This is a genomic window from Asanoa sp. NPDC050611 (assembly GCF_040654855.1).
Lineage (GTDB): Bacteria > Actinomycetota > Actinomycetes > Mycobacteriales > Micromonosporaceae > Asanoa.
This window is the reverse complement of sequence record NZ_JBFAIU010000018.1, coordinates 22156-47657: the sequence shown is the minus strand read 5'-3', so window position 1 is coordinate 47657 and position 25502 is coordinate 22156. Positions and strand designations below refer to the sequence as shown.

Sequence of the window (25502 nt, the reverse complement as noted above, 5' to 3'; positions counted from 1 at the left end):
GGCGTTGCGGGCGCGGATCAGCGCCACCGTCGCCGGCCTCACGTCGCTCTATGCCGGCTGATCCCCGGCGGTCAGCACGATCTTGCCGCGCAGCCCGCCCGCCTCGGCGCGGCGGTGTGCCTCGGCGGCCTCGGTCAGCTGCAGTGTGGCCGCGACCCGGGTGCGCAGCTCGCCCGCGGCCGCCAGCGCCACCAGCTCGGCCAGCACGGCGCGGTCGACGTGGATGAGCTGAAGGTGCGTGCGGATGCCGCGGGCGGGGTCGGCCGGCGGAGTCGGCCGCGTCGTGACGACGACGCCGCCGTCCTTGACCGCCGCGAGCGCCGGGTCGCCGAGCGGGACCGCGTCCAGCACGGCCTGGACCGGGCCGATCGAGCCCAGGTCGGCGGCGCGCGGGACCACCTCGGCGGCACCGAGCGCGCCGACCCAGGCCTCGTCGTCGTGGGTGCTGAGGGCGAGCACGCGGTGGCCGCGCCGGACCGCGAGCTCGGTCGCGAACCCGCCGACGCCACCGCTGGCACCGGTCACGAGCACCGTCGCGGGCTCGTCGAGCGACAGCATCTCGAGCGCCTGGTGCGCGGTGACGGCGTTGAGCGGCAGCGTGGCCGCGGCGGCGGCGTCGAGGCCGTCGGGCAGCGGGACGAGCCACTCGGCGTCAGCGGCCACGTATTCGGCGTAGGTGCCGGGCGTGCCGCGGGTCAGGTACCACGGGACCATGCCGACGACGCGGTCGCCGACCCGCAGGTCGGTGACGCCGGCGCCCACCTCGGCCACCTCGCCGGCGACGTCCCAGCCGGGCAGGAAGGGCGGCGGCACCGGGCCGCCGGGAATCATGCCGACCCGGGCGGCGAGGTCGGCCGGCTGGACGCAGACCGCCCGCACCCGCACCACGACCTGCCCGGGCCCGGCCTGCGGATCAGGCAGCTCCGTCACCCGCAGCCCGTCAGGTCCACCAAGCTCCGCTACCACGACGCCATACATCGGTCCAGTATGGAGCTCGCCGGCGGGTGGCGAAAGGCCATCCTGGTGACGGACCTAATAGGACAGTTGATTCGCTACCGGGCCAGCGGCGGCGTGCGGCCGTCGAACCAGTTGTCGGCGGCCTGGGCCGTGGGCGTCTCGCGGTCGCCGACGATGCGCAGGTCGTCGAGCGCCGCCAGCTGCGCCGCGGTGAGCGTCAGCTCGGCGGCGGCCGCGTTCTCGGCGACGTACGCCGGGTGACCGGGATCGGCACGACGTCCGGGGCCTTGGCCAGCAGCCAGGCGAGCGCGACCTGGCCCGGCTTGGCGCCGAGCTCCGCGGCGATCGCCCGTACGACGTCGACCGTGTTCAGGTTCTGCCGCAGGTTCTCGTCGGAGTAGCACGGGATGCCGCGCCGGAAGTCGTTGGCGGGCAGGTCGGCCGTCGACGAGATCGCCACGGCCAGGATCTCGCGCTCGATGTCGCGTGTCCACAGTGACCACTCGGTCTGTAGCGCGGTGATCGGGTGCACCGCGGCCGCCCGGCGCAGCGTGTCCGGGTGCGCCTCGGACATCCCGAGGTGCCGGACCTTGCCCTCGCGGACCAAGTCGGCCATCGCGCCGATGGTCTCCTCGATCGGGGTGTCCGGGTCGATCCGATGGATGTAGTAGATGTCGACGTAGTCGGTCCGCAGGCGGCGCAGGGACCGCTCGATCCGTTCGCGCACGTAGGCCGGCGAGCCGTCGACGCGGTACGACGGCGCCGGCACCCGTGACATCGCCCGCGCGGCCGGTGTCGACGCGCGGTTGATCACGCGCTATTTCGGCTCCAAGGAACAGCTCGCGGAAGTGGTGGATGAGCTGTTCGCGAAGACGCTGCTGCTGACACCGGAGCACGCGGCGGAGGCGGCGACCGACCTGCTGACGGCGGACCCGCCGGCCCGCGACGGCATGATTTTGACGCTGCGTTCGGCGGCGAACCCGCGGGCGGCGGAGATCATGCGCGAGCACGTGGAACGGCACTATCAGCGCGAGCTGGCGGACGGCCTGCCGGGCTCGGACCGCGCCGGCCGCGCCGCGCTGCTGATCGCCATCTGCGCCGGCGTCCAGCTCATGCGCAACGTGTTGCACGACTCGGCGTTGACCGACGGCGAACACCTGGCGCCCTACCTGACGAAGGCGCTGAGCGCGGTGGCGGCCGAGAGCGGGTGACCCCGCCTCAGGGCAGCCGGGCGACGCCTCCCACGGACGCGCTCTGCGTCGGGTTGTCGGCGAAGTCGGTCGGGTCGCCGGGCTCGGGGCGCCATCGCGGCACCCACACGACGCCGGGCTCGACCAGCTCGAGGCCGTCGAAGAAACGCGCGACCTGGTCCCGCGGGCGCGGGAAGAGCTGGCTCGCGGTGTCGCGCTTGTAGAGGTCCTTGGCGTCCTCGAGCTGCGCCGCGCGTTCGGGCATGCCGTCGACCGAGCCGTGTGAGAGCACGAGGTGGCTGCCGGGCGGCAGGGCGCTCACGAACGTGCGGACGAGGCCGGTGGCGAGGTCGTCGTCGGGGACGAAATGCAGGACCGCGCACAGCAACAGGCCGACCGGCTGGTCGAAGTCGAGCGCCCGGCGCACCTCCGGATGGTCGAGGATCGACTGCGGCTCCCGCAGGTCCGCGCGGATCGCGGTGGCGTCGTCGTTGCCCTTGAGCAGGTCAAGGCTCTCCGACACGGCCACCGGGTCGATGTCGACGTAGACCACCCGGGCGCCGGGCGTCACGTCCTGGACCACCTCGTGGACGTTGCCCTCAGTGGGGATGCCCGAGCCGATGTCGAGGAACTGCGAGACACCGGCTTCGGCGACGTAACGCGCCGCCCGGCGCAGGAACGCCCGGTTGCTGCGGGCGCCGCCCGGTGCCATGGGAAACATCTCGATCATCTTCCGGGCGGCCTGCTGGTCGGCCGGGAAGTTGTGGGTGCCCCCGAGGAGGTAGTCGTAGATCCGCGCGGCGGTGGCGGGCTTGGTCGCACGGTCAGTTGTGGCGTCCACGACGTGGTCGTCCTCCGCTCGGTCCCATCGAACAGGGTTGGCGTCCACTATGCACCGAAGAGACGGGATCCGCTGCCCTGTGTCGGATCGGGCCCGGGCCGTTCGTAGTAGGGACGAGACCACGACCAAGGAGAGCATCGTGACCGCTGTCTACACCTTCGACGTCTTCGCCACCCTCGACGGCTACGGCGCCCACACCGGCGACTGGGGCGGCTACTGGGGCAAGCAGGGCCCTGAGCTGCTCGAACGCCGCGATGCCCTGTACCGCCAGGCCCAGCGCATGGTCTTCGGTGCCAACACCTACCGGGCGCACGCGCGGATGCTGGCCGCGAGCACCGAGGGGTCGCAGGAGCGTGACGCCTGGGTCACCCGGATGAGGAACCTCCCGGCCACGGTGGTGTCAAGCACGCTTGACGGCCCGCTCGACTGGCCGGACGCGACCGTCGTCAGCGGTGACCCCGCCGAGGTCGTCGCCCGGCTCAAGGCGGAGTCCGACGTGCCGTTGCGCTCGCACGGCAGCCTGTCGCTGAACCGGGCGCTGCTGGCCGCCGGCCTGGTCGACCGCGTCCAGGTGACGCTCTTCCCGGTGATCTGCGGGCGGACCGGCGCGGACCCGATCTTCAGCGGTGCGCCCGACTTCGACCTCGAACTCCTCGAGAGCCGCACGCTCGACGGCCACACCCAGGAGCTCGTCTACCGACCCACGCTGCGGTAGGGCCTGCCATACCCCGAAAGCCCCAGTCCGCCGTGTGTTGCCGCCCGGTCGTTTGCCGAAGGCTGATGGTCATGGGAAACAGGGTGGTCGACCTGGTCGGCGTGACGAAGACATATCCGGGCGGCGCCGGGGTGCGCGCGCTCGACGGGGTGTCGGTGGGGTTCGAGGCGGGCACGTTCACGGCGGTGATGGGGCCGTCGGGCTCCGGCAAGTCCACCTTGCTGCATTGCGCAGCCGGGCTCGACCGGCCCGACGACGGGCGGGTGCTGCTGGCCGGGCAGGAGATCGGCCGGCTGCGCGAGCCGAAGCTCACCGAGATCCGCCGCGGTCTGGTCGGGTTCGTCTTCCAGTCGTACAACCTGCTCGACTCGTTGTCGCTCTGGCACAACGTGCTGCTGCCGCAGCGACTCGCCGGGGTGCGGCCCGATAAGGCGTGGACACGTGAGGTGATGCGCCGGGTCGGCCTGGCCGGGCGCGAGAACGACCGGCCGGCCCAGCTGTCCGGCGGGCAGCGGCAGCGGGTCGCACTGGCCCGGGCGCTCGCGGCCAGACCGCAGGTGATCTTCGCGGACGAGCCCACCGGCGCGCTCGACCTGGCCACCGGGCGCGAGGTGCTCGGCCTGCTGCGCGAGGCGGTCGACGACCTGGGCACCACGATCGTGATGGTGACCCACGACCCGGCGGCCGCCGGCTGGGCGGACCGCGCGGTGTTCCTGGCCGACGGCCGCGTGGTGACCGCGCTGGACAGCCCCTCCGCCGAGCAGGTCGCGGCGCGGATGACGGCGGTGAGCGCCCGATGATGCGGCTCGCTCTCGGCACGCTCCGGCAACACCGCGGTGCGTACGCCGGCACACTGCTCGCGGCGATGCTCGCCGTCGCCCTGCTCGCCGGCGGCGGGCTGTTGCTCTTCTCGGTGCTCACCGCGAAGCCGCCGGCCGACCGGTTCGCCGCGACCACCCTGGTCGTCTCGGGCAGCCGCGAGGTGAGCGTCACGACCGAGACGACGAAGCACAAGAAGGAGGGCAAGACCAAGGTCAAGCGCAAGACGAAGGCCGAGCGGCTGACCGGCGCGGGCACGCTGCCGGCCGACCTGGCCGGGCGGATCGCGGCGGTGCCGGGCGTGACCAGGGTCGTCGCCGACGCCGCGTTCCCGGTCCGGGTGTCGGGGCCGGACGGCGTGCCGGTGCGCGGCGCCGACGACGCTCCGGTGATCGGCCACGGCTGGCAGTCTGCGGCGCTCACGCCGTACGCGTTGCGAACGGGAAAGGCGCCCGTCCACGGCGAGGCGGTGATCGACGCCGACCTGGCCGCCCGCGGCCGGATCAAGGTCGGCGATCGGCTGCTCGTGACCAGCCGGACCGGAGAGCGGCCGGTGCGGGTCAGCGGCATCGCGGCGCCGCCCGGCCGCGACGGGCTGGCCGCGCAGGGCGCGCTGTTCCTGGCCGACGACGAGGTCGCCGCGGCCTCCGGCCTGACCGGCCCGACCGCACTCGGCGTGTTCGGGACGCCGGGGATCGACCTGGGCGACGTCGGGGCCCCGGTCTACCGCGGGCCCGACCGGGTGCGGGCCGACCTGCCCGGTGCGCTGCCGGACTACATCGGGCCGATCTCCATCTTCGGCTTCGTCATCGGCATCACCGCCTTCGCCGCGGTCTTCGTGCTCACCGGCACGGTCACCCTCGGCGTGCGGCAGCGGCTGCGCGAGCTGGCCCTGCTGCGCACCGCCGGCGCCACGCCGCGCCAGCTGCGGCGGCTGCTCGGGCTGGAGAGCATCGTGCTGGCCGCGGTCGCCGCCGTGCCCGCCGTCCCGCTCGGCATCGTGTTCGCCCGCCTGGTCGCGGCCCGCTTCCAGACGCTCGGCGCGGTGCCCGCCCAGTTCGCGGTGCGGGTCAACGTGCCGGTCCTGCTGCTGGCCGCGGCCGCCGGCATGCTGGTCACCTTCGTGGCGGCCCGGATCGCGGCCCGCCGGGCGGTGCGCGTGGCGCCGACCCAGGCGCTCACCGAAACGGCCACCGCTCCGGCCGGCTCGCTGCTTCCCCGCCTACTGGTCGCGCTGGTCACGGCCGGCGGCGCGGTCGCGGTGCTGGCGTTCGTGCCGCTCGGTGGGCCGCTCGGGATGGGCATGAGCTTCGTGTCGTCGGCGCTGCTGCTGTGCGCGGTCGCCGCGATCGGGCCGTGGCTGGTCCGCCCGCTCACGCTGCTGGCCCGGCCGCTCGGGCTCGCGGGGCTGCTGGCCCGGACGGAGTACCGCCGGGTGGCCGCGGTCGCCGTGCCGCTCGTGCTGATGTTCGCGATCAACGCGACGATGCTGCTCAACAGCACCCTGCTCACCCGGCTGGCCGATCGGCAGCAGGCCGCCCGCAACGCACCGGCCACCGCGCAGGTCGCCGGGGCGCTGCCGCTGGCCACCGCGCGTCGGATCGCCGCCACACCCGGCGTCACCGGTGCCGCGGCTCTGCTGCCGACCCGGGTGATCACGGTCCAGGGCGGCAAGCCGGAGGACTACCCCGCGCAGGGCCTGCTCGCCGAGGGCGAGACCGCGATCGACCTGGCCGTCCGCTCCGGGCGCTTCGAGCCGGACGGCGCCGGTGCGAGCGAGGCGATGGCCCGGCAGCACGGCTGGCGGGTCGGGGACGTCGTGCCGCTGTGGCTGGCCGACGGCGAGCGGGTCGAGCTGAGGTTGACCATGGTGTACGCCCGGGACCGCGGTTTCGGCGACCTGGTGCTCCCGGCCGACCTGGTCGCCGCGCACGACCCGAAGGGACTGGTCAGCACGGTCGGGCTGCGCTACATCGGGGACGCGCCGGAGCTGCCCGGCCTGCGGGTCGTGCCGACCGCCGCCGCGGCCGCGGCCGGTGACGCCTCCGAGCAGCAGGGTGCCTGGGAGCTCATGGTGGTGATCTCGCTCGGCTTCACCGCGATCGCCGTGTTCAACACGGCCGCGATCGCCACGGCCGGCCGGCGGCGGGAGTACGCCGACCTGCGGCTCGCCGGCGCGACGGCCAGGCAGCTGCACCGGCTCGCGCTCGCGGAGGCGCTCGTGACGGTGGTCACCGGGCTGGTCCTCGGGGCGGCGGTCAGCGCGGTGGTGGTCGGTGCGTTCAGCACGGCCCAGGACGGCACGCTGCGCTGGATCGTCGACCCGGGGACGTACGCGGCGATGGCCGGCGGGGTCGCGGCGCTGGGCCTGCTCGCCGGCGTGCTGCCCGCCCGCCTGCTGATCCGCGGGCGAAACCTGGCGGCGACGCCGTGACCTGGCGGCTAGGCTTCACCGAGATGCGCCAAATGATCATGAGGACCGGACGGGCCCTGGCCTATCTGGCGACCGGCATGGTCACTGGGCCGATCGGGTTCGGGTGGAGCCTGGCCGCCGCGCTCGTCATCACGCTGACGTCGGTCACCCACCTCGGCGGGCACGCGTTCCTCGGTGCGGCCTGGGTCTCCCGGCGGCTCGCCGGGATCGAACGGCGCCGGGCGGGCTGGGTGCTCGGCGCGCCGATCGGCTCGCCCTACCTGCCGGTCACCGGCCATCGGCTGCGCGACCGGGTCGGCTCGGTCGCCCGGCAGCCGGCCTCCTGGCGCGACCTGGTGTGGCTGGTGCTGGACTTCCCGATCGGCCTGGTCACCGGGACCGCCGGGATCGTGGTCGCCGCGGTCGGGCTCGGCTCGGTGGTGGCGCCGGCGTGGGCGTGGGCGGTGCCCAACCCGCACGCGCCGTGGCCGATGAAGCCGCTGCTGACCACCACGCCGGGCCGGTTCGGGCTGGCCGTGATCGGTCTGGCGCTGTTGCCGGTGACGCTGTGGCTGGTGCGCGCCCTCGCCCGCGGGCCGGCCCGGCTGGCCGCGGCGCTGCTCTCTCCCGGGGAACACCGGCGGTTGGTCGACGAGGCCGCCCGGCTCGCCGAGACCCGCCGCCGGGTCGTCGACGCGCAGGCCGCCGAGCTGCGCCGGATCGAGCGTGACCTGCACGACGGCGCACAGGCCCGGATCGTGGCGGCCGGGATGACCCTCGCGCTCGCCGCCCGCAAGCTCCGCACCGACGGCAACGCCCGGCCGGACGTCGACCTCGCCCGGCGGCAACTCGACGACGCGCTCGGTGAGCTGCGCCGGCTGGTCCGGGGCATCCACCCGCCGATCCTCACCGATCGCGGCCTGCACGCGGCGTTGGCCGCGCTCGCCGGGGACAGCCCGTTCCCGGTGGCGTTGCGCGGCGACCCGGCGGCGCGATATCCGGCCGCCGTCGAGTCGGCCGCCTACTTCGTCGTCGCCGAGGGGCTCACGAACGCGGCCAAGCACGCCGGGGCGACCGCCGGGACGATCGACGTCGTCCGGGCCGGGGACACCGTCCGGGTCGAGGTCGCGGACGACGGCCGGGGCGGCGCCGACCCGACGGGCGCCGGGCTCGACGGGCTGCGGCGCCGGGTCGAGGCCCTCGACGGCACGCTGACCCTGACCAGCCCGCCCGGCGGGCCGACCGTCCTGAGAGCGGAACTCCCATGCGCATCGTGATCGCCGAAGACCTGCTCCTGCTCCGGGAAGGGATGGTGCGGCTGCTCACCGAGACCGGGCACACCGTGGTCGCGGCCGTCGACGACGCCGAGGCGCTCGTCGCCGCGGTCGAGGAGCACCGGCCGGACCTGTCCGTGGTCGACGTGCGGCTGCCGCCGGGGTTCCGCGACGAGGGGCTGCGGGCGGCGCTGCGGATCCGGGCCGGCGACCCGACCGCGAAGGTCCTGATCGTTTCGCAGTACGTGGAGCGGGCGTACGCGGCGGACCTGCTGGCCGACGGGCGCGGCGGAGTCGGCTACCTGCTCAAGGACCGGGTGACCGCGCTCGACGACTTCCTCGACGCAGCGGAGCGGGTCGCGGCGGGCGGCACCGCGATGGACCCGGAGGTGGTGCGCCAGCTGTTCAACCGCAGCGGCGGCCGCCAGGGCGTGGACGCGCTCACCGCGCGCGAGCGGGAGGTGCTCGGCCTGATGGCGCAGGGGCTGTCGAACTCGGCGATCTGTGCGCGGCTGGTGCTGGCCGCGGTGTCGGTCGAGAAGCACATCGGCAACATCTTCGCCAAGCTCCAGCTGCCGCCGTCGGACGACGCACACCGGCGGGTGCACGCCGTCCTCGCGTACCTCAACAGCTAGGTGCCGGTCAGGGCAGGACGGCCACGTGTTCGTAGAACTGCCGGATCTGGCGCACGACGGCCTCCAGCGCGTCGAAGTCCATGGGTTTGGTGACGAACGCGTTCGCGTGCTCCTGGTACATCTGGGTGACGTCGCGGATGTCGTCCGAAGTGGTCAGAATGATCACGGGGATCGCCTTCAGCCGCGGGTCGCGCTTGAGCTCGACCAGCGTCTCGCGGCCGTCCATCCGTGGCATGTTCAGGTCGAGCAGGATCACGTCGGGGCGCTCGGCCGGTCGCCCGACGGCGTCGCGGAGGTATGCCAATGCCTCCTCGCCGTCCGGGACCCGGTGCAGCGTCGCCGGTGTCGTGACGGTCTCGAGCGCCTCGCGGATCATCATCGCGTCGCCGTCGTCGTCCTCGACGATCAGGATCCGCAGCGGCCCTGCCTCGCGTGCCATCCGTCCTCCAACTGTGCTCTCGATGTCCGCGAGCCACCTAGTACCCAGTTTTGCCACGCAAGCATGCCAGGTGTGAAGGTGGCCGCATGCGGGCCACATCACGGGACGGCACTTCGATCGAGTACGTGGCACAGGGCGACGGACCACCGGTGGTGCTCGTGGGTGGTGGCCTCGACGACGGCACCGAGAACGTGCCCCTGGCGGCGGCCCTCGCTGACACGTTCACGGTCTACAACTACGCCCGGCGCGGCCGGGCCGGCAGTGGCAACACCCTGCCGTACGCGGTCGACCGGGAGATCGAAGACCTCGCGGCCCTCGTCGACGTGGCCGGCGAGCGGGTCGGCGTGCTCGGGGTGTCCTCCGGTGCGATGTTCGCGCTCGAGGCGGCGGCGGCCGGTGTCGCCATCGACCGGGTCGCGGCATACGACGTCCCGTACGACACCTATCCAGACGCGGCGGCGCGCGCCGACGACTACCGGCGCGACCTGGCCGACGCGCTTTCCGGCGGCCGCCGCGACGAGGCGGTCGCGCTGTTCATGCGGTTCGCCGGTGCCGGCGACGACGACGTGACGGCCGCACGGGAGTCGCCGTACTGGCCCGGGCTGGTGACCCTGGCCCCGACGCTGGCCCACGACGCGGCCCTCTACGGCCCGCCCCCGGCGGACCGGCTGGCGACGATCCGGCAACCGGCACTGGTCGTCACCGGGGAGGCGAGCGGATTCTTCGCCGACGCGGCGGCCGCGGTGGCCGAACTGCTGCCCGGGGCGTCGCTGCGCACCCTCGCCGGCGCCGGTCACGTCCCGGCGCCGGAGGTCATCGGCCCGGTCCTGCGCGAGTTCTTCCTCCCGTAGCGATGTCGAGGACCCTGCTGGCGAGGCCGGACGTGAGCCTCTTGTGCCACGACGACGGCGCGGGCAGCAGCGTCGTGGTGCTTCTGCACGGCCTGGCCGGCAGCGCCGGCGAGCTGGCGCCGACCGCCGCGAGCCTCGTGGGGCGGCACCGCGTCATCGCCTTCGACCAGCGTGGCCACGGGCACAGCACGCGGCGGCCGGCCGACGTGTCACGCGAGGCGTACGTCGCCGACGTGATCGCGGTCCTCGATGCGCTGGTCGGCGCGGACGCCGCCGAGGTGACCCTGGTCGGCCAGTCGATGGGCGCACACACGGCCCTGCTGACGGCGGCCTGGCACCCCGACCGTGTCCAGCGCCTCGTGCTCCTGGAGGGCGGCGTCGGCGGCGATGCCGACAGCGACTATCCGCACCGCCTCGGACAATGGTTCGCCTCGTGGCCGGTCCCGTTTCCCGACGAGCGGGCGGCCGTCGACTTCCTCGGCTCGACGAAGACGGCAAAGGCCTGGGCCCGCGATCTCGAACGGCGCCCGGACGGGCTCTGGCCGCGGTTCGACGCCGACATCATGACGGCCGCCATCGGCGCGGTGGCCGCGCGCGCACGGTGGGCGGAGTGGGGCCGGATCCGCGCCGGGACGACGCTGGTGCGCGGAAGTCTCGGATCGGTGCCGGACGACCAGGTGGCCCGGATGCTGGAGATGCGGCCGGAGGTCGACCACATCGTGATCCCCGACGCCGGGCACGACGTGCACCTCGACCGGCCGGCGGTGTGGTTCGCCACTCTGGCAGGGGTTTGGGGCACGCCCACCCAGGGCATCTACGGCCGTCACCACGTGACGCACACCCCCGACGAGGAGGAACAAAGATGACCGCTGGTGGGATCATCACCGCGCTGATCATCGGCCTGATCATCGGTGCGCTGGGCCGACTGGTCGTGCCCGGCCGCCAAAACATCCCGCTCTGGCTCACGCTCGTCATCGGCGTCGTGGCGGCCCTGATCGGCTCGGCGATCGCCCGGGCCGGTGGCTTCGCCGACACCGATGGCTGGATCGACTGGCGCGAACTGCTCCTGCAGATCGCCCTGGCCGCCGTCGGCGTCGCCCTCACGGTCGGCCTGGCCGGGCGCGGTCGCCGGGGCATCACCCGCTAGAGCATCAGCACCACCGCGACGGTGCCCCGGCCATTGGCCGGGGCACCGTTTCGTCGCGGCGTTTGCCCAGCCCCGGTCGGGGTAGGAAAGTCCTCGAATCTTTGCCGTACCGCACGCATCGCCCCGGGAGGTGACATGGCCAGAGCAGTCGCCAAACGGACGGTCCTCGACGACGGAAGTGTGGTGCTGGACCTGCACGGTGAGCTCGACATAGCAGTGGACGACGCCTTGCGCGACATCCTGATCCACACCATCACGATCCAACGACCGCCACGGATCATCATCAACATGCGCCGCGTCGCATTTGTCGACTCGACCGGCATCGGCGCCCTGGTCGCCGGCTACAACGCCGCGAAGGAAGCCGGCGTCAAGTACGAGGTCCGCGACCTCGCGCCCTTCATCAAGGAACAGCTCCAGGCGACCGGCGTCCTCGCGCTCGTCGCCCCCGACATCGAGCCCTAGCGCGCCGGTTCGGTCGCCAGCGCGGTCAGCGCGGCCAGGACGCTGCTCAGGTGGACGCGCATCGCCCGTTCGGCCTCGATCGGGTCGCGGGCGCAGACCGCGTCGATGATGGCGAGGTGTTCGGGCAGTGAGACCGCCGGGCGGCCGGGCACGAGCGCGAGCCGGAACTGGTGCCGGACCAGCTGGGCGTGCAGCTGCTCGATGATGCGGCTGGCCGACGTGTGCCCGGCGATGACCCGGATCCGGGCGTGCAGCTGCCCGTTGAGTTCCGAGTAGCCCAGCATGTCCGCGCGCCGCACCGCGGCCGTCATGTCGTCGCCCAGCGCGCGCAGCCGCTCGATCTCCGCGTCGGTCACGCGTTCGGCCGCGCGGGCGGCGACCAGTCCCTCGACCGCGCGGCGGATCTCGGTGATCTCGATCGCCTCCGCGGCGGAGATCTCCCGGACGCGGGCACCGCGGTTGGGCCGCAGCTCGACGAGGCCCTCGCCGGCGAGCTGGCTGAGCGCGGTGCGCAGCAGAAACCGGCTGGTCGAGTACTGCTCGACCAGCTCGCTCTCGATGAGCCGCTGGCGCGGGGCGAAGTCGCCGCGGAGGATGGCCGCGCGCAGCTCCGTCAGCACATCGCTCATGGCCCCTCGTTTCCGCCGACTGACCGCCGTGCGCGTCATGCTATGCGCGTCACCAATATTGTCAACAATCCTGACGACAGGATTGACTACGATCCTTGGCAATCGTTACCGTCGATCCGTCAGGGAGGATCCGCATGGCATCTCATTACGTCGTGCGCTGTGTCGACCGCGCCGATCCCGCGCTCATCGCCGCCCTGCGCGACGTGGGAGTGGCCACGGCGCACGAGGCGGCCGGCCGGATCGGCCTGCTCGGCCCCGCGATCCAGGCGCGGCAGGCCGGCACCACGGTGGCCGGCTCGGCCATCACGGTGTCCTGCCATCCGGGCGACAACCTGATGATCCACGCGGCGGTGGAGGTCTGCCGGCCCGGCGACGTCCTGGTCGTCACGACGACGTCGCCCTCGACCGACGGGATGTTCGGCGAGCTGCTGGCGACCTCGCTGATGGCCCGCGGTGTGGTCGGGCTCGTGATCGACGCCGGGGTCCGCGACATCCGGGAGCTGCGCGCGCTGGGCTTCCCGGTCTGGTCCCGCGCCGTCCACGCACAAGGGACGGTGAAGGCCAGCCCCGGCTCGGTCAACGTCCCGGTGGTCGCCGCCGGCCAGCTCGTGCGGCCCGGTGACATCGTGGTCGCCGACGACGACGGTGTCGTCGCCCTGGCCGCCGCGACAGGCGCGGCCGTGGCCGAAGCCGCGGCCCGCCGGATCCGCAACGAGGAGGCCAAGCGCGTCGCGTTGGCCGGCGGGACGCTCGGCGTCGACCTCTACGAACTGCGTCCCCTGCTGCGCGACCTCGGCGTCGAGTACGTGGACCGGCTGCCGTGACGAGCCACGAGACCGACGGCGTCCGCTGCATGCAGATGCGTGGCGGCAGTTCCAAGGGCGCCTACTTCCTGGGCGCCGACCTGCCCGCCGACCCCGCCGAGCGCGACGACCTCCTGCTGCGGATCATGGGTTCCCCCGACGAGCGGCAGATCGACGGCATCGGCGGCGGCCATCCGTTGACCAGCAAGGTCGCCGTCGTGACGCCGTCGCCCGACCTGGGCGCCGACGTCGACTACCTGTTCCTCCAGGTGGTGCCCGACCGGGCCGTCGTCACCGACGCGCAGACCTGCGGCAACCTGCTCGCCGGCGTCGGACCCTTCGCCGTCGAGCGTGGCCTGGTGCCCGTGGCCGGCGAGACCACCGAGGTGCGCATCCGCATCCTCAATCCGACGACGGCGTACGCCCGCGCCCGGATCCGGACACCCGGTGGCCGCGTCCGTTACGCCGGCGACGCGCTGACGGCGGGCACCCCGTTCCGGGCGGCGCCGATCGAGCTGGTCTTTCCCGGCACCGGCACGCCCGCGTTTCCCACCGGCCGGCTGGTCGACCGGTTCGCGGGCGTCGAGACGTCCTGTGTGGATGCCGGCATGCCGGTGGTCCTTGTCCGCGCCGCCGACCTCGGGCTGCGCGGCACCGAGCCGCCCGACGCGCTGGAGGGCGACGCCGCCCTGCGCTCCACTGTGGAGAAGATCCGGCTCGAGGCCGGCCGGGCGATGGGGCTCGGCGACGTCACCGACACCACCGTCCCGAAGGTCTCCATCGTGTCGCCGCCCCGGCACGGCGGCACGGTCACCACCCGCACGTTCATCCCGCACCGGGTGCACGCGGCGATCGGCGTGCTCGGCGCCGTCTCCGTGGCCGTCGGGGTGCGCGCCCCGGGCACCGTCGCCAGCACCCCGACCGGCCCGCTGGTCCGCGTCGAGCACCCGACCGGCACCTTCGACGTCTCCGTCGACCTCGACGGCGACGGCCCGGCGACCCGCGTGCGCACGAGCGCCGTCATCCGCACCGCCCGCAAGCTGTCCGACGGCCTCGTCTGGCCCCGCAGTCGAGAGGCGACCGCATGATCCCCGCCCAGCTGACCCACGACCCCGACCGCGCCCGCGACATCGCGCACGTCGGTCCGGTCGAGCTGTTCACGCCCGTACTCGACGAGTCGTGCGACTTCTTCGTCCGGTTGATGGGCCTGCGCGCGGTGCACCGCGACGCCACGTCGGTCTACCTGCACACCTGGGACGACTACCAGTCGTGGTCGCTCCGCCTCGTCCAGCGCGACGCCGCGGGCGTCGGCCGCACCTACCTGCGGGCCGCGAGCCCGGCGGCGCTCGAGCGGCTGGTCGTGGCGGCCAAGCGCGCCGACGCCTACCGCGGCGTCGTCACCGACGCCCACCACCTCGGCGAGGTGCACCTGGTCGCCGATCCCGACGGCCACGAGCTGGGCCTCTACTGGGACGTCGAGTGGTACCAGGCCGACGACACCGACCGGCCCGCGCTGAAGAACCAGGCCGCCGCCTATCCCGGCCGCGGCGCCAACCTGCGGCGCCTCGACCACGTCAACTACCTGACCGCTGACGTCCCCACGACCGCGGCGTTCCTGCGCGACACGCTCGGCGCCCGCTGCACGGAGCAGATCGTCAAGGACGACGGCTCACCACAGGCGATCTGGTACTCCGTCGGCAACAAGAGCTACGACCTCGTCTACACCGAGGACTGGACCGGCACCCGCGGCCGGCTGCACCATCTGGCGTTCGCCACCGACACGCGCGAGGAGATCCTGCGCGCCGCCGACGTCTGTCTCGACGCCGGCGTGCACATCGAGACCGGCCCGCACAAGCACGCCATCCAGCAGACCTTCTTCCTGTACGTGTGGGAGCCGGGCGGCAACCGCATCGAGCTGTGCAACGCCGGCGCGCGGCTGATCCTGGCGCCCGACTGGAAGACGATCAGCTGGACCCGACAGGAGCGGGCCAAGGGCCAGGCGTGGGGCCTGAAGACCATCGAGACGTTCCACACCCACGGCACGCCCGTCGTACCGCCCGCCCGATGACGGCCCGCATCGCCGTGCTCGGCCTTGGCGAGGCCGGCCGGGAGATCGCCCGTGACCTCGTCGCCGCGGGCGCAGACGTCCGCGGGTACGACCCGCTCGTCGACCCGCCGCCTGGGGTCGCGGCCCGCGCGGACGACGCCGACGCGGCCCGCGACGCCGACCTCGTGCTGAGCGTCAACAGTGCCCGGGACGCGCTGCCGGCCCTGGCGGACGCGCTGCCGGCGCTGCGGCCCGGCACGGTCTGGGCCGACCTCAACACCGCTGCTCCGGCGGTCAAGGCGGCGCTCGTCGACCGGCTCCACGGCCGGGACGTGCCGGTCGTCGACGTCGCGCTGATGGCGCCGGTTCCCGGCCGTGGGCTGCGCACGCCGATGCTGGTCTCCGGTGCGGGCGCCGACCGATACGCGCGGCTGCTCACCCCGCTCGGCGCGGCGGTGACCGTGCTGCCGGGACCGGCCGGCGCGGCCATCGGCCGCAAGCTGCTCCGCAGCGTCTTCTACAAGGGACTGGCCGCCGCGGTCGTCGAGGCCCTGTCCGCCGCGGAGGCGGCCGGCTGCGCGGAGTGGTTGCGCGGCAACATCGCCGCCGAGCTGGCCGGGTTCGACGCGCGCACGATCGACCGGCTGGTCGACGGCACGCACCGACACGCCCGGCGCCGGGCGGACGAGCTGGCAGCGGCCGCCGACCAGCTGCGCGGGCTGGGTGTCCCACCCCGGGTCACCACCGCCGCACACGAGCTGCTCGTCGCCCTGCACGAGCAGGAGGCCTCATGATCATCGACTGTCACGGGCACTACACCACCGCGCCGGGCGCGCACACGGCGTGGCGGGACGCGCAGCTGGCGGGCGGGCCGCTGCCGCCGTACCCACCCATCTCCGACGACGCGATCCGCGAGTCCATCGAGGACAGCCAGCTGCGGCTGATGCGCGAGCGGGGTGTCGACCTGACCATCTTCTCGCCACGGGCGTCGGCGATGGGGCACCACTTCGGCGACGAGGCGGCCAGCACCGCGTGGACGCGGCACTGCAACGACCTCGTCGCTCGGGTGACCCGGCTCTTCCCCGCGAACTTCGCCGGCGTCTGCCAGCTGCCCCAGTCACCCGGCGTGCCGATCGCGAGGTCCGTGGCCGAGCTGCGCCGCTGCGTCGAGGAGCTTGGCTTCGTGGGGTGCAACCTCAACCCCGACCCGAGCGGGGGCCACTGGACGTCGCCGCCGCTGACCGACCGGAGCTGGTACCCGTTGTACGAGGCCATGGTCGAGCTCGACGTGCCGGCGATGGTGCACGTGTCGGCCGTGACCAACGCCAACTTCCACGCCACCGGATCCCACTACCTCAACGCCGACACGACCGCGTTCATGCAGCTCCTCCAGGCCGACCTCTTCCGCGATCTCCCCGGCCTGCGCCTGGTCATCCCGCACGGCGGCGGCGCGGTGCCGTACCACTGGGGCCGGTTCCGTGGCCTGGCCGACATGCTCGGCCGGCCGCCGCTGGAGGAGACGCTGCTGGGCAACGTCTTCTTCGACACCTGCGTCTACCACCAGGCCGGCATAGATTTGCTCTTCGAGGTCGTCCCGGCCGACAACATCCTCTTCGGCTCCGAGATGGTCGGCGCGGTCCGCGGCATCGACCCGCGCACCGGCCACCACTTCGACGACACGCGACGCTACGTCGAGGCGCTCGACCTCCCCGCCGACGACCGGGCCAAGGTCTACGAGCGCAACGCCCGGCGCGTCTACCCGCGACTGGTCGTCTAATACCGTGCAGCGGTGATGTATCGCGGGGTGGGCGAGGCCGCGTGGGCGTGGGTGCGTGCGCGGGTGCGGGACGACGGCGGCCCCTGGCTGGTGGAGGAAGGTGCCACGGTGCCGCCGGCCGACCGGGACTCGCTGTATGCGGGCGTCGCCGGCCTCGCGCCGCTGCTCGCGGAGATCGCGGCCGGCCGTGACCTGACCGCCTCCGAACAGGAGCTGGCCGGGCGGATCGTCGAGCGGCTTCTGGAGCAGGCCCGGACACAACGCGAGGCGTCGCTGTACGACGGCCTGGCCGGGAGTGTGCTGGCGCTGCGGATGCTGGCGCCGGGACGCGAGTCGGTGGCGCTGGGGCGGATCGCCGCGCTGCGCGGGGCCGACGGCTGGGACACGACGCTCGACCTGGGCTACAGCGGCCCGGTCAGTGACATCGTCTTAGGCACCGCGGGTATCGTGCTCACCGCCGTCTGGGCGGGCTCTTCCGTGGACGTCGTGGCGGGCGGCGGGGCGGCGCTGCTCCGGCGGGCGGAGTCGACTGAGTCTGGTTTGAACTGGCGGATGTGGCCGGGGTACCGCTCCAGCAACCCGAACTTCTCGCACGGCACGGCCGGGGTGGCGTCGGCGCTGGCGGTCGCCGGGCAGGCGCTGGACCGGGCGGACTTCGTCGCCGCCGCCGTCCGCGGCGCCGAGCACCTGCTGAGTGTCGGCGACCTGAGCGACGGCGGGTTCGTGGTGCCGCACACGCTGCCGTACTCGACGCGGGACGTGGAGCCCGTGACGTACACCTGGTGCCATGGCCCGGCGGGCACGTCACAGCTGTTCGCGGCGCTCGCCCGGGCCGGTGTGCGGACTGTCGGCGACCACGACGTCGTCTCCCTGCGCCGGCGATGCCTGCATTCGGTGCTCGCGTCAGGGGTGCCGGCCCGACTGCGCCCTGGGTTCTGGGACAACGACGGCCGCTGCTGCGGCACGGCGGGGGTCGGCGACATCCTGCTCGACGCGTACCAGGACTCGGGTGAGGAGTGGCTCTTCGAGGGTGCGCGACGGATGGGCGACGCGCTGGTGGAGCGGGCGGTCCGCGATCTCGACGGGGCACGGTGGCGGTTCGTCGAGCACCGACAGGACCCGCCGCTGCTGCCACCGGGCGTCTCCTGGATGCAGGGAGCGGCGGGCATCGCGGCGTTCCTGTTGCGGCTGGGCCGGGTCGTTTCCGACGGGCGGGAGGCGCGGGTCGTGGACCGCCCGGACCAGTGGTGGTGCGTCCCGGACGAATTGCGGGTCGCGGGGTCACCGGGTCGCGGTTGGCGAGCATAATCGGGACATGGCGACGGATCGATGGGTCCGGGCGAAGTCGGCGGTCCCGGTGATCGGCGGCTCACTGGCCTACATGCATGACCCGCTCACGCTCATGCGCCAGCTCTACCAGCGCCACGGACCGGTCGCCCCGGTCACGATGCCCGGCCGCGGGCCGGCCGCGTTCATCCTGGGGCCGGACGCCTGCGGAGCCGTCCTGCAGAACGGCGACAAGGCCTTCGTCAACGGCTGGGAGCTCCTCGTGGGCCCGTTCTTCCACCGTGGACTGATGCTGCTCGACGGCGCGGAACACAAGCAGCACCGCCGGATCCTGCAACAGGCGTTCACCCGCTCGCGGCTGGCGGCGTACACCGCCGCCCTGCATCCCGCGGTTGCCACGGAGCTGCGCGGCTGGGAGGCGGCATCGCGCTTCCCGGCCTACACCTCTCTCAAGCGGCTGACCCTCAACCTCGCCACGCAGATCTTCATGGGCGGGCACCGGATCGCCGACCCGGCCGAGCTGGACCGGGTCAACCGGGCGTTCATCGACTGCGTGCAGGCCGCGGGCGCCATCCTGCGGGTGGCAGTGGCGGGCAACAAGTGGCACCGCGCGACCCGCGGGCGGGCAACCCTGGAGCGGTTCCTCACCCTTCAGCTGCCGGCGGCGCGTTCGGCCGGCGGCGACGACCTGTTCTCGGTGCTCACCCGGGTAGAGGACGAGGACGGCACCCGCTTCGCCGACACGGACATCGTCAACCACATGATCTTTCTGCTGATGGCAGCACACGACACCACGACCTCGACGGTGTCCACGGCGATGTACCACCTGGGTCGCCACCCCGAGTGGCAGGACCGGGTCCGTGCGGAGGTGGCGCCCCTCGGCCCGACCCCGACCGTGTCGCAACTGAACGCTCTGCCGGACCTGGACATGGTGATCAAGGAGTGCCAACGCTTGGTGGCGCCGGTCCCGGTCCTGGCACGGCGGGCGGTCAAGGACACGGTGATCGCAGGTCGCCCAGTCCCGGCGGGCACCCGAGCGTTCGCGTGCCTGCAGTTCTCGCACTACCTACCGGACCTCTGGACGGACCCGGAGTCATTCGACCCGGAGCGGTTCTCGCCGGAGCGAGCGGAGGACCGGTCGCACCGCTTCGCCTGGGCCCCGTTCGGCGGGGGAGTGCACAAGTGCCTGGGGATGGCGTTCTCGAACCTCGAGGTCAAAACGGTGCTGGCACAGATCCTAGGGCGGTTCCGGTGGTCAGTGGCGGCGGACTACGTACCACCAATGAGCAACGTCTCGCTGCCGTACCCGCGGGACGGGTTGCCCGTGGATCTGCGGCCGACTGCCATGGTCAGGTAAGGGTGGTAACCAGATTGGGTGCCCCCGGCGGGATACAGCCCACAACTGCGCACCGTCTAGACGGTTGTCCCTGGTCACGGACGTGTACGTGGGCGATTGATCGGGCCGTAGGGGGTCGCTAGGTGGGCAGGTGGTGTCCGGACCTGCGCATGGGGCGGCGTGAGGTGTGGATCATGGTCGGCGGCCCCGGCGGTACCAGACCGCCATCTCGCCGGACGGATAACCAAGCAGGTGCGCGAATGCCGTCACGTACCACGGCGTGATGACGACCGTGCCTCGGCCCAGCACGTCGGCCAAGGCCGTTGAACTGCGGAAATAGCGTCGAGCGCGCAAGTCAACTCGCGGGATACGGCCCGCGCGCTAAGATCGGCATACTCGATGGTGACGGCATGGTCCAGGGTGGACACTAGAGCGGTGTTCGAGACCGATCTTGATCGCCTGCTCGCCGTGCGGAGCGTGCCAACCATGCGGCCGATGGCACCCCCTGTGCCCGCCTTGGTGGCGATCGCCGACACGAACGTCCTCGCACGGCAGGCCTGCCGCGGCAGCGTCGGCGGAGAGGTCGGCATCGTTGCCGCCTTGGCCGGGACGGGAAGGTCCAACATATTCGCGGGCGCCCACGTCCCGGGCGAACTCGCGGAGCACTTGGTGGAGGTGGCCGCGTCGACCGGGGCGGACGCTGGGGCGGCGGACCGTCGATTGTGGGACGAGATCATGCCCAGCATCCCCATCGTGGACGTCTCGATCGGCGATTGCCTAACGCCTCGAGCTCGACAACTCCTGGTCACCGATCGGGCGCTGCCAAGATCGATGCGCGGAGACCCGGATGACATCGAAACGGTGGCGGTGGCGGAGCTTTTGGCTCCAGCCGTCATTCTCAGCGCCGACAGCGTGTTCGCTCGACACGGTATGGCGAGCACCGTGGTGGACTGGGTCGCTGCTGCGCACAGCTTGATGCGGGCCGCTGGTTTGGAGGCGACTTACGCGGATGCTGCGTTCGCCGTGGAACTAGGCGCGCGGCTGCTCTTCTTCGGCGTTGCCGAGGGAGTACGGCTAGCTGCTCGATTCCCACTTCCTGCCCTCGCGATCGCTGCTCTATTTGCCTACCTTGCGTGGCGATACAAGGTCGTGGACCGTGATCGCCTCCGCGCGGGCGCACGGCGACTGGGCACCGCTGCGGAGTCCATGGCCGAGCTGGTCAACACCGCGACCGGCGAGTGGAATCTTGCGCGCGAGGCGATCTTCGTCGTGGAGCCCTCTGGCCAGCCGACCGTCGAGCAGCTTGCAGCCCGGCATCTGGCCAGGCGCGGTCGGGCACTCTCGCCGAGCGACCTGCGAGACGAACTGCGGCACGCCGGGAACAGTGTCCCGGCCGCGGTTCTTCGGCGGGCAATGCGAGCACACCCCGCCTTTGTACGGTTGCCAGGTGACCTGTACGTCGTGGGGTGCGTCGCTACAAAACCAGTTGGCTAGAAGCGGCTGCGGCGGAGGTCCTTGACCCCTGCCGGGGCGGCCTCGACGCTCTCGTGCTCCTTCTGCCGAACCAATCCCGCTCCATGTGGCGCGGATCAGGGCAGCGGCTCTGCGATTTGGTGGAGTGTTTTTTCGTCGCTGGTCCGGTACCAATTTGGCGGCCAGAGCTGCGCGCGTGGCGGCTGTCCGGTGGCGGCGGTGACGATGTGTCGGATGAGGGGCAGGATGCGGTGGCGTTGGCCGTCATGTTCCCACTCGGCCGGACCTTTTTCGTCGTTGTGCCAGCGGACGCGGGCTCTGCTTGAGTCCGCGTCCAGCCATGCCCGGATCGCGTCTCGATCCTGGTCTACCAGGTCGGGGACGACGATGGTGAGGGCTGTTCCGTCGGGGAGCGCGTTGTGTGCGATGAGCCGCTGGACGGCGGCAGCGCGGCGTTCGCCGGCGACGTGTGACGCCGCTTGGGTGGTCACGCTGGAGCGCGGTCGGACCATGAACGCTTCCGCGTCGGGGACGGGGAGGAGCTGGGTTACTGACAGGACGTTCTCGCCTGCGGCGGTGCGGTAGAGCTGGTAGCGCACGAGTCTGATCTCTATGCCGTTTTGGAAGAGAAACAGCGCGGTGTTCGTGACCGTGGGTCCGAAGTCGGAAGCCATGAGCACGATTCGCGGCGGGCCGAGGGTCTCGTCGGAGACGCCCTCGGCCCATTCCCTTAGCTGGGTGAGCGCCTCGGCGGACGTTGTGGTTCCGCCGAGGTGGGCGGCGTGGACCTCGGCAAGGGCGTCGAGGCTGAACCGAGACGCCATCGCCGCGTAGTTGATCGCCTGCATCGTCACGGTGTCCGGGGCGCGGTCGCGTTTGAGCTCGACGACAACCAACCGACCGCTGCGGTCTAGGCCGAGAACATCGAGGCGGTCGGCCTGCGTCGACCCTCCCGCGGTGACCCACTTACCGAACTCGAAGGTCACGACCTTGACACCCGCACCGATGAGCTCCGGGTAGTCGATGACCCACTGCTGCAAATGCTGTCGCTCCAGCAGCCCGGCGTTCGTCAAGGACAGAGGCTTCGCGGGCGTCGCAGTAGCGCCTTGGACGGTGAACACTAGTTCGTCTGCCATCGCGGCACCTCCGGCCCGACAAAGTACACGGTCGTGGAAAGGCTGACGATCCCACCGAGCTGTTGCTCGCAAGACCTGCGTTGCCGGGCGCAGGCGCGAACACGAAGGTTGTCCGGGTCGAGATCGTTGTGTCAGTAGAGCTCGCCCACGCAGGTCCGCTCTGCACCGCCCCAAGCCGTGGATGTTTGGTCGGCACCGCGTGGAGATGCTCGGGCCACTCGGGCCGGGCCCCACAACACTCCCGACGTAAGCGGTGAAGGTCGCCGCAACTAGTGCCGACTTAGGTCGTTGAGCAGGGGTTGAAACGAACGATTGAGGCCAGGAGGCGTCGACGCGTGGTTGCAATACCAAGGATGAAGGAGCGGACGGTCTCGTTCTACGAGGTTGTCGATGTCATCGAGGGAGACCAGAAGCGCGTTGCTCACCGTGACTGGAACGGTGTCCTTGCTCGCCTCGGGCGGGCAAAGTTTAGGGAGCGCATCTTCGAAGGGGATACGACGCTGCTGGGGACGGTGCATACCCTCCAGGGAGAGGATCATCTACTCCTGCATAAGGTGAAGGCGCAAGAGGAGTGGTTGTCGACGATCGACATGAGCACCGGCGAGTGGTCAGAGATGGAACTCGCGGCGACAACCGGCTACCTAGACAGCTCTGTCGTGGCGTTTCTGCCGTTCGGCAACGTAATCGGGCTCATGCAGGGATCGGTTGGTGCGCCGAGCCACAAAGCTCTGGAGCGCTGGCTCAACGGTCTCAACCTGTTTGCTACGCCAGTCGCCGTCCGGCCCGTGGTCTCCAAGGCAGAGATCGATCAGCTCCTCATGGCCGATGGTGCTGTCCTCGTGGAGCTGCGCCTAGGCACGCACGGGGCTGACGCGCTCATTCAGAAAGGTGGAGCACTCTCTTGGGGGATTAGAGCGCTCCGGCAGGAGTATGGCGACATCCGAATCAACCTCGCGGTTAGCGTTCCGCGGGGGCGAGGCCGTGAACGGGTCCGAGCACGACTCCTCGACGAGATCCGGTATATCGCCGATGTCGTTCCTGGTAGCGCAGACGCGGCTCGAGCGAAGCTGAGCTACCTCGCTCCAGGCGGTGGCTACACCAGACTGGTCGAGCTTGTGGAACACCACATAACTGCGAAACGACGTGTCGCCGCGGTTAACGAGAAGGGGCAATCGGTCAAGATCCTTTCTGCAATACAGGTCATAATGGACGTTTCTGCCTCGCACGAGGCGGAGTTGCGACGGGCTGTCGATCTGCGAGACTGAGGAATTGCGAGGAAAGCGGGTGCCGCACCTCTCAAGGCTCCCCGGATGGTTTTCAGACCACCCGAGCATCGACTTCGTCGTCGCGGCGGTCGTGGTCGGGGCCCACGCGTTGACCATCCAAATTATTCACGCTGGCGATTTCCTGCTCTGGCTGGGACCAGAGAGGCGGGCTGATCTCTACTCGCAGACCGCTGCGGTCGTTGCAAGCCTCGGCGGACTGTCGGCCATAGGTTTAGCTATCTACCAGTCGGCCAGTGGTGATCGATCTAAGGCTGTTCGCGTGCTGTACGGCTCGGAGTTGCGCCGAAATTGGCGTTGCCTGCTTGTCATGGCCGGAGTGTCAAGTGGGCTAGCCCTGTTGGCCATGAGTCTGGACCGTGGCACGGACGTTGTTCGAGCCAGATTCGTCTTCGAGTTCGCCGTGGCCCTGGCGATCATCCGTTACGTAAGGCTGATATGGGTCTTCGACGGCATTCTGGCGCTCGCGGACAAAGACCTCACCGACCCAGGTCGCCCCGCTGCCTCCCCGCTTTCTGCCAGGTGGATCAAGAGTCCGTGATACAGGGCGGGTTTTCCAGGATTGGAGGTGAAACGGAGCCGAGGATCTATGGACTCTTCGGTCGGCTGTCCGTTCAGCCAGTGCCGGGTACGGCGACCAATGATGACGCGAACTGCCGCACGGACGACGTTGCCAGCGGCGCCCCGCCCGAGGGGCCCGCAACACTAGATCTTCAAGTCGACGGAGCGCACCTAGGAGCAGAGCCCAACACCCGGAGGAACCGTCTCAAGAGCGCTGCGGGCCACTTTCCCCGATCGTGCCTCAGGTAGAAGCGGCTTCCGTGCAGTCTTGGTGCCATCGGTGTTGATGTCATGTCAGGTCGGTGACTCGTGGCGTTGATGCGGAGTGGATGGCCCCGGTAGCAAGCGCGACATGCAGCCGCTGATGTTCTCGGTCGGTGTGCGGCTCCGTGAAATACACCAGGGCACTGCCTGTCAACCACTGCTCGTTGACATCTAGCGAGCCTGTCGTGGCAACGGCCACCGGGAACGGTGGGCCTTTCGCCTGGGCGCTTGCCTTGTCAGCGGACGGCTGGGTTTGGACGGTCCAGAGGTCGGCGTCGACGCCATTCTCGATCAGGTGGTCCTGGACGTATTCGGCCTCCACGAGGCGCCCGCCCGTCACGATCACGACGGGTGCCACATTCCGCATCCTGACGGCCGCCTGTAGCACTGCGGCCAACCGTGGATCGGGTCCAAGATTCTCCAGGTCGTCGACGACGCTCCAAGCCTCCGCCATTTGGTCACCCTCGTGGTTGCCTGCCTGCTCTGCGGTACTGATTAGCTGGAGCAGCCCGGCATGCAACACGATCCGGCTGCGCCAGGCGACGGGCCTGCCGAGGACCTTGGCCGCCCGATCCAACACCTCTTGTTCGTCCTCCCCAAGAGTGACCTGGTAAGAGCCGATTGCGGCGCGTGCGTTGGCGGCCGATCCGATGACCTCGTCGAGGGATACCTCGACTACCGCATGCGGGCCGAGCCATTCGGGTGTCGGGCCACCGACTAGGTCGTCGACGACGATCGACCGGTCCGCTATTTCGACTAATCTCGCCGAGCTAGATGCTGCCCTCGTGAGGTCTCGTGGCTTCCCGTCGACGACGGCGAGTGCCACCGGCACCGATCGCAGGGCGTTTCGCAGAAGCCCTCGGTCGAGGCGCGTAGGGGTCGTGAGAAGCACGCCCGTGGGCGGATGCGCCGCCGTGGATAGCTCCGAGAGCTCGAGCGCGACTTCGGACGTAGCCATCCAGACTGAGACGCGCGATATGCCAAGTCGCTCACGCCACTGCGCCAGTTCGATCCTGGCCATGGCGACGATTACGACCAGGCCGTTTGCCGCGGCCGCCTCGATGGTCGGCACGAGCGCTCTCCTTGCGCCAGAGCCAACTGGCGCCCGAACCAGCACGCGGCCAGCATCCCCGGCTTGGGCTATGCGCTCCCTTAGCAGGGGG

27 protein-coding genes are annotated in these 25502 nt (G+C 71.3%); 20 read left to right on the top strand and 7 right to left on the bottom strand.

The features are described from left to right. Positions 1–48 precede the first annotated feature (48 nt). Positions 49–978 (bottom strand): NADP-dependent oxidoreductase, encoded by a 930-nt coding sequence (locus AB0H87_RS05285; RefSeq protein WP_360139953.1) that lies wholly within the window; start codon positions 976–978, stop codon positions 49–51. Positions 979–1174: 196 nt separating this feature from the next. Then, a complete protein-coding gene (locus tag AB0H87_RS05280; protein ID WP_360139950.1) occupies positions 1175–1771 on the bottom strand; it encodes an aldo/keto reductase in 597 nt (198 codons plus the stop codon). Here AB0H87_RS05280 and AB0H87_RS05275 point away from each other — a divergent pair. Next, positions 1734–2168 (top strand): TetR family transcriptional regulator, encoded by a 435-nt coding sequence (locus tag AB0H87_RS05275; RefSeq protein ID WP_360139959.1) that lies wholly within the window; start codon positions 1734–1736, stop codon positions 2166–2168. The genes AB0H87_RS05280 and AB0H87_RS05275 overlap by 38 nt on opposite strands. A 7-nt stretch (positions 2169–2175) precedes the next feature. Here the strand turns inward: AB0H87_RS05275 and AB0H87_RS05270 are convergent, their stop codons facing one another. Then, entirely contained in the window at positions 2176–2988 is an 813-nt protein-coding gene (locus AB0H87_RS05270; protein ID WP_360139947.1) for an SAM-dependent methyltransferase, read from the bottom strand. A 139-nt stretch (positions 2989–3127) separates the two neighbouring features. Between AB0H87_RS05270 and AB0H87_RS05265 the strand changes: the two genes are divergently transcribed. The 5 genes from AB0H87_RS05265 (at position 3128) to AB0H87_RS05245 (ending at position 8844) form a co-directional block, all read left to right on the top strand. Further along, complete coding sequence (locus AB0H87_RS05265; RefSeq protein ID WP_360139944.1) at positions 3128–3703, top strand: dihydrofolate reductase family protein; 576 nt, start codon at positions 3128–3130, stop codon at positions 3701–3703. 71 nt (positions 3704–3774) lie between these two features. Then, positions 3775–4503, top strand: coding sequence for an ABC transporter ATP-binding protein (locus AB0H87_RS05260; protein ID WP_360139941.1), 729 nt, complete (start codon positions 3775–3777; stop codon positions 4501–4503). Then, positions 4500–6956, top strand: a complete 2457-nt coding sequence (locus tag AB0H87_RS05255) for an ABC transporter permease (protein WP_360139938.1) — start codon at positions 4500–4502, stop codon at positions 6954–6956. Before AB0H87_RS05260 ends, AB0H87_RS05255 begins: the two co-directional genes overlap by 4 nt. Before the next feature lie 38 nt (positions 6957–6994). Further along, a complete protein-coding gene (locus AB0H87_RS05250) occupies positions 6995–8212 on the top strand; it encodes a sensor domain-containing protein (protein ID WP_360139935.1) in 1218 nt (405 codons plus the stop codon). Then, on the top strand, positions 8200–8844 hold the full coding sequence (locus tag AB0H87_RS05245) for a response regulator transcription factor (protein ID WP_360139932.1): 645 nt from the start codon (positions 8200–8202) through the stop codon (positions 8842–8844). The genes AB0H87_RS05250 and AB0H87_RS05245 overlap by 13 nt, the downstream gene beginning before the upstream one ends. Positions 8845–8851: 7 nt before the next feature. Here AB0H87_RS05245 and AB0H87_RS05240 read toward each other — a convergent pair whose 3' ends face one another. Then, complete coding sequence (locus AB0H87_RS05240) at positions 8852–9283, bottom strand: response regulator (RefSeq protein WP_360139929.1); 432 nt, start codon at positions 9281–9283, stop codon at positions 8852–8854. A gap of 86 nt (positions 9284–9369) precedes the next feature. Here AB0H87_RS05240 and AB0H87_RS05235 point away from each other — a divergent pair, with 86 nt between their 5' ends. The 4 genes from AB0H87_RS05235 to AB0H87_RS05220 all read left to right on the top strand — a co-directional run bounded on the left by AB0H87_RS05235 (position 9370) and on the right by AB0H87_RS05220 (position 11743). Then, positions 9370–10134 (top strand): alpha/beta hydrolase, encoded by a 765-nt coding sequence (locus AB0H87_RS05235; RefSeq protein ID WP_360139926.1) that lies wholly within the window; start codon positions 9370–9372, stop codon positions 10132–10134. 2 nt (positions 10135–10136) lie between these two features. Further along, positions 10137–11000 carry an alpha/beta hydrolase gene (locus AB0H87_RS05230; RefSeq protein ID WP_360139923.1) on the top strand — a complete coding sequence of 288 codons (864 nt, stop codon included), beginning with the start codon at positions 10137–10139 and terminating at the stop codon, positions 10998–11000. Further along, entirely contained in the window at positions 10997–11281 is a 285-nt protein-coding gene (locus AB0H87_RS05225) for a GlsB/YeaQ/YmgE family stress response membrane protein (protein WP_360139920.1), read from the top strand. The genes AB0H87_RS05230 and AB0H87_RS05225 overlap by 4 nt, the downstream gene beginning before the upstream one ends. Before the next feature lie 135 nt (positions 11282–11416). Then, positions 11417–11743 carry an STAS domain-containing protein gene (locus AB0H87_RS05220; RefSeq protein ID WP_360139917.1) on the top strand — a complete coding sequence of 109 codons (327 nt, stop codon included), beginning with the start codon at positions 11417–11419 and terminating at the stop codon, positions 11741–11743. Here AB0H87_RS05220 and AB0H87_RS05215 read toward each other — a convergent pair. Then, entirely contained in the window at positions 11740–12372 is a 633-nt protein-coding gene (locus AB0H87_RS05215) for a GntR family transcriptional regulator (protein WP_360139914.1), read from the bottom strand. The genes AB0H87_RS05220 and AB0H87_RS05215 overlap by 4 nt on opposite strands. A gap of 134 nt (positions 12373–12506) precedes the next feature. Between AB0H87_RS05215 and AB0H87_RS05210 the strand changes: the two genes are divergently transcribed. The 8 genes from AB0H87_RS05210 (at position 12507) to AB0H87_RS05175 (ending at position 21116) form a co-directional block, all read left to right on the top strand. Further along, the gene (locus tag AB0H87_RS05210; protein ID WP_360139911.1) at positions 12507–13196 is read left to right on the top strand and encodes a 4-carboxy-4-hydroxy-2-oxoadipate aldolase/oxaloacetate decarboxylase; all 690 of its coding nucleotides are present in this window, start codon (positions 12507–12509) and stop codon (positions 13194–13196) included. Continuing rightward, positions 13193–14263, top strand: a complete 1071-nt coding sequence (locus AB0H87_RS05205; RefSeq protein WP_360139908.1) for a PrpF domain-containing protein — start codon at positions 13193–13195, stop codon at positions 14261–14263. Before AB0H87_RS05210 ends, AB0H87_RS05205 begins: the two co-directional genes overlap by 4 nt. Then, positions 14260–15243, top strand: coding sequence for a VOC family protein (locus AB0H87_RS05200; RefSeq protein ID WP_360139905.1), 984 nt, complete (start codon positions 14260–14262; stop codon positions 15241–15243). Before AB0H87_RS05205 ends, AB0H87_RS05200 begins: the two co-directional genes overlap by 4 nt. Then, complete coding sequence (locus tag AB0H87_RS05195; protein WP_360139902.1) at positions 15240–16016, top strand: DUF1932 domain-containing protein; 777 nt, start codon at positions 15240–15242, stop codon at positions 16014–16016. The genes AB0H87_RS05200 and AB0H87_RS05195 overlap by 4 nt, the downstream gene beginning before the upstream one ends. Further along, entirely contained in the window at positions 16013–16999 is a 987-nt protein-coding gene (locus AB0H87_RS05190) for an amidohydrolase family protein (RefSeq protein WP_360139899.1), read from the top strand. The genes AB0H87_RS05195 and AB0H87_RS05190 overlap by 4 nt, the downstream gene beginning before the upstream one ends. 15 nt (positions 17000–17014) lie before the next feature. Continuing rightward, a complete protein-coding gene (locus AB0H87_RS05185; RefSeq protein WP_360139956.1) occupies positions 17015–18307 on the top strand; it encodes a lanthionine synthetase LanC family protein in 1293 nt (430 codons plus the stop codon). A 7-nt stretch (positions 18308–18314) separates the two neighbouring features. Beyond that, a complete protein-coding gene (locus tag AB0H87_RS05180; protein WP_360139896.1) occupies positions 18315–19643 on the top strand; it encodes a cytochrome P450 in 1329 nt (442 codons plus the stop codon). Between the two features lie 414 nt (positions 19644–20057). Continuing rightward, entirely contained in the window at positions 20058–21116 is a 1059-nt protein-coding gene (locus AB0H87_RS05175) for a hypothetical protein (protein ID WP_360139893.1), read from the top strand. 95 nt (positions 21117–21211) lie between these two features. On the opposite strand, the gene AB0H87_RS05170 is transcribed toward AB0H87_RS05175, so the two are convergent. After that, positions 21212–22231 carry a hypothetical protein gene (locus AB0H87_RS05170; protein WP_360139890.1) on the bottom strand — a complete coding sequence of 340 codons (1020 nt, stop codon included), beginning with the start codon at positions 22229–22231 and terminating at the stop codon, positions 21212–21214. 353 nt (positions 22232–22584) lie between these two features. On the opposite strand from AB0H87_RS05170, the gene AB0H87_RS05165 reads away from it, so the two are divergent. Further along, a complete protein-coding gene (locus AB0H87_RS05165) occupies positions 22585–23496 on the top strand; it encodes a hypothetical protein (RefSeq protein ID WP_360139887.1) in 912 nt (303 codons plus the stop codon). A gap of 19 nt (positions 23497–23515) precedes the next feature. Next, entirely contained in the window at positions 23516–24055 is a 540-nt protein-coding gene (locus AB0H87_RS05160; protein WP_360139884.1) for a hypothetical protein, read from the top strand. A gap of 309 nt (positions 24056–24364) precedes the next feature. On the opposite strand, the gene AB0H87_RS05155 is transcribed toward AB0H87_RS05160, so the two are convergent. Beyond that, positions 24365–25411: a hypothetical protein gene (locus tag AB0H87_RS05155; RefSeq protein ID WP_360139881.1), complete on the bottom strand. Its 1047-nt coding sequence runs from the start codon at positions 25409–25411 to the stop codon at positions 24365–24367. Positions 25412–25502 lie beyond the last annotated feature (91 nt).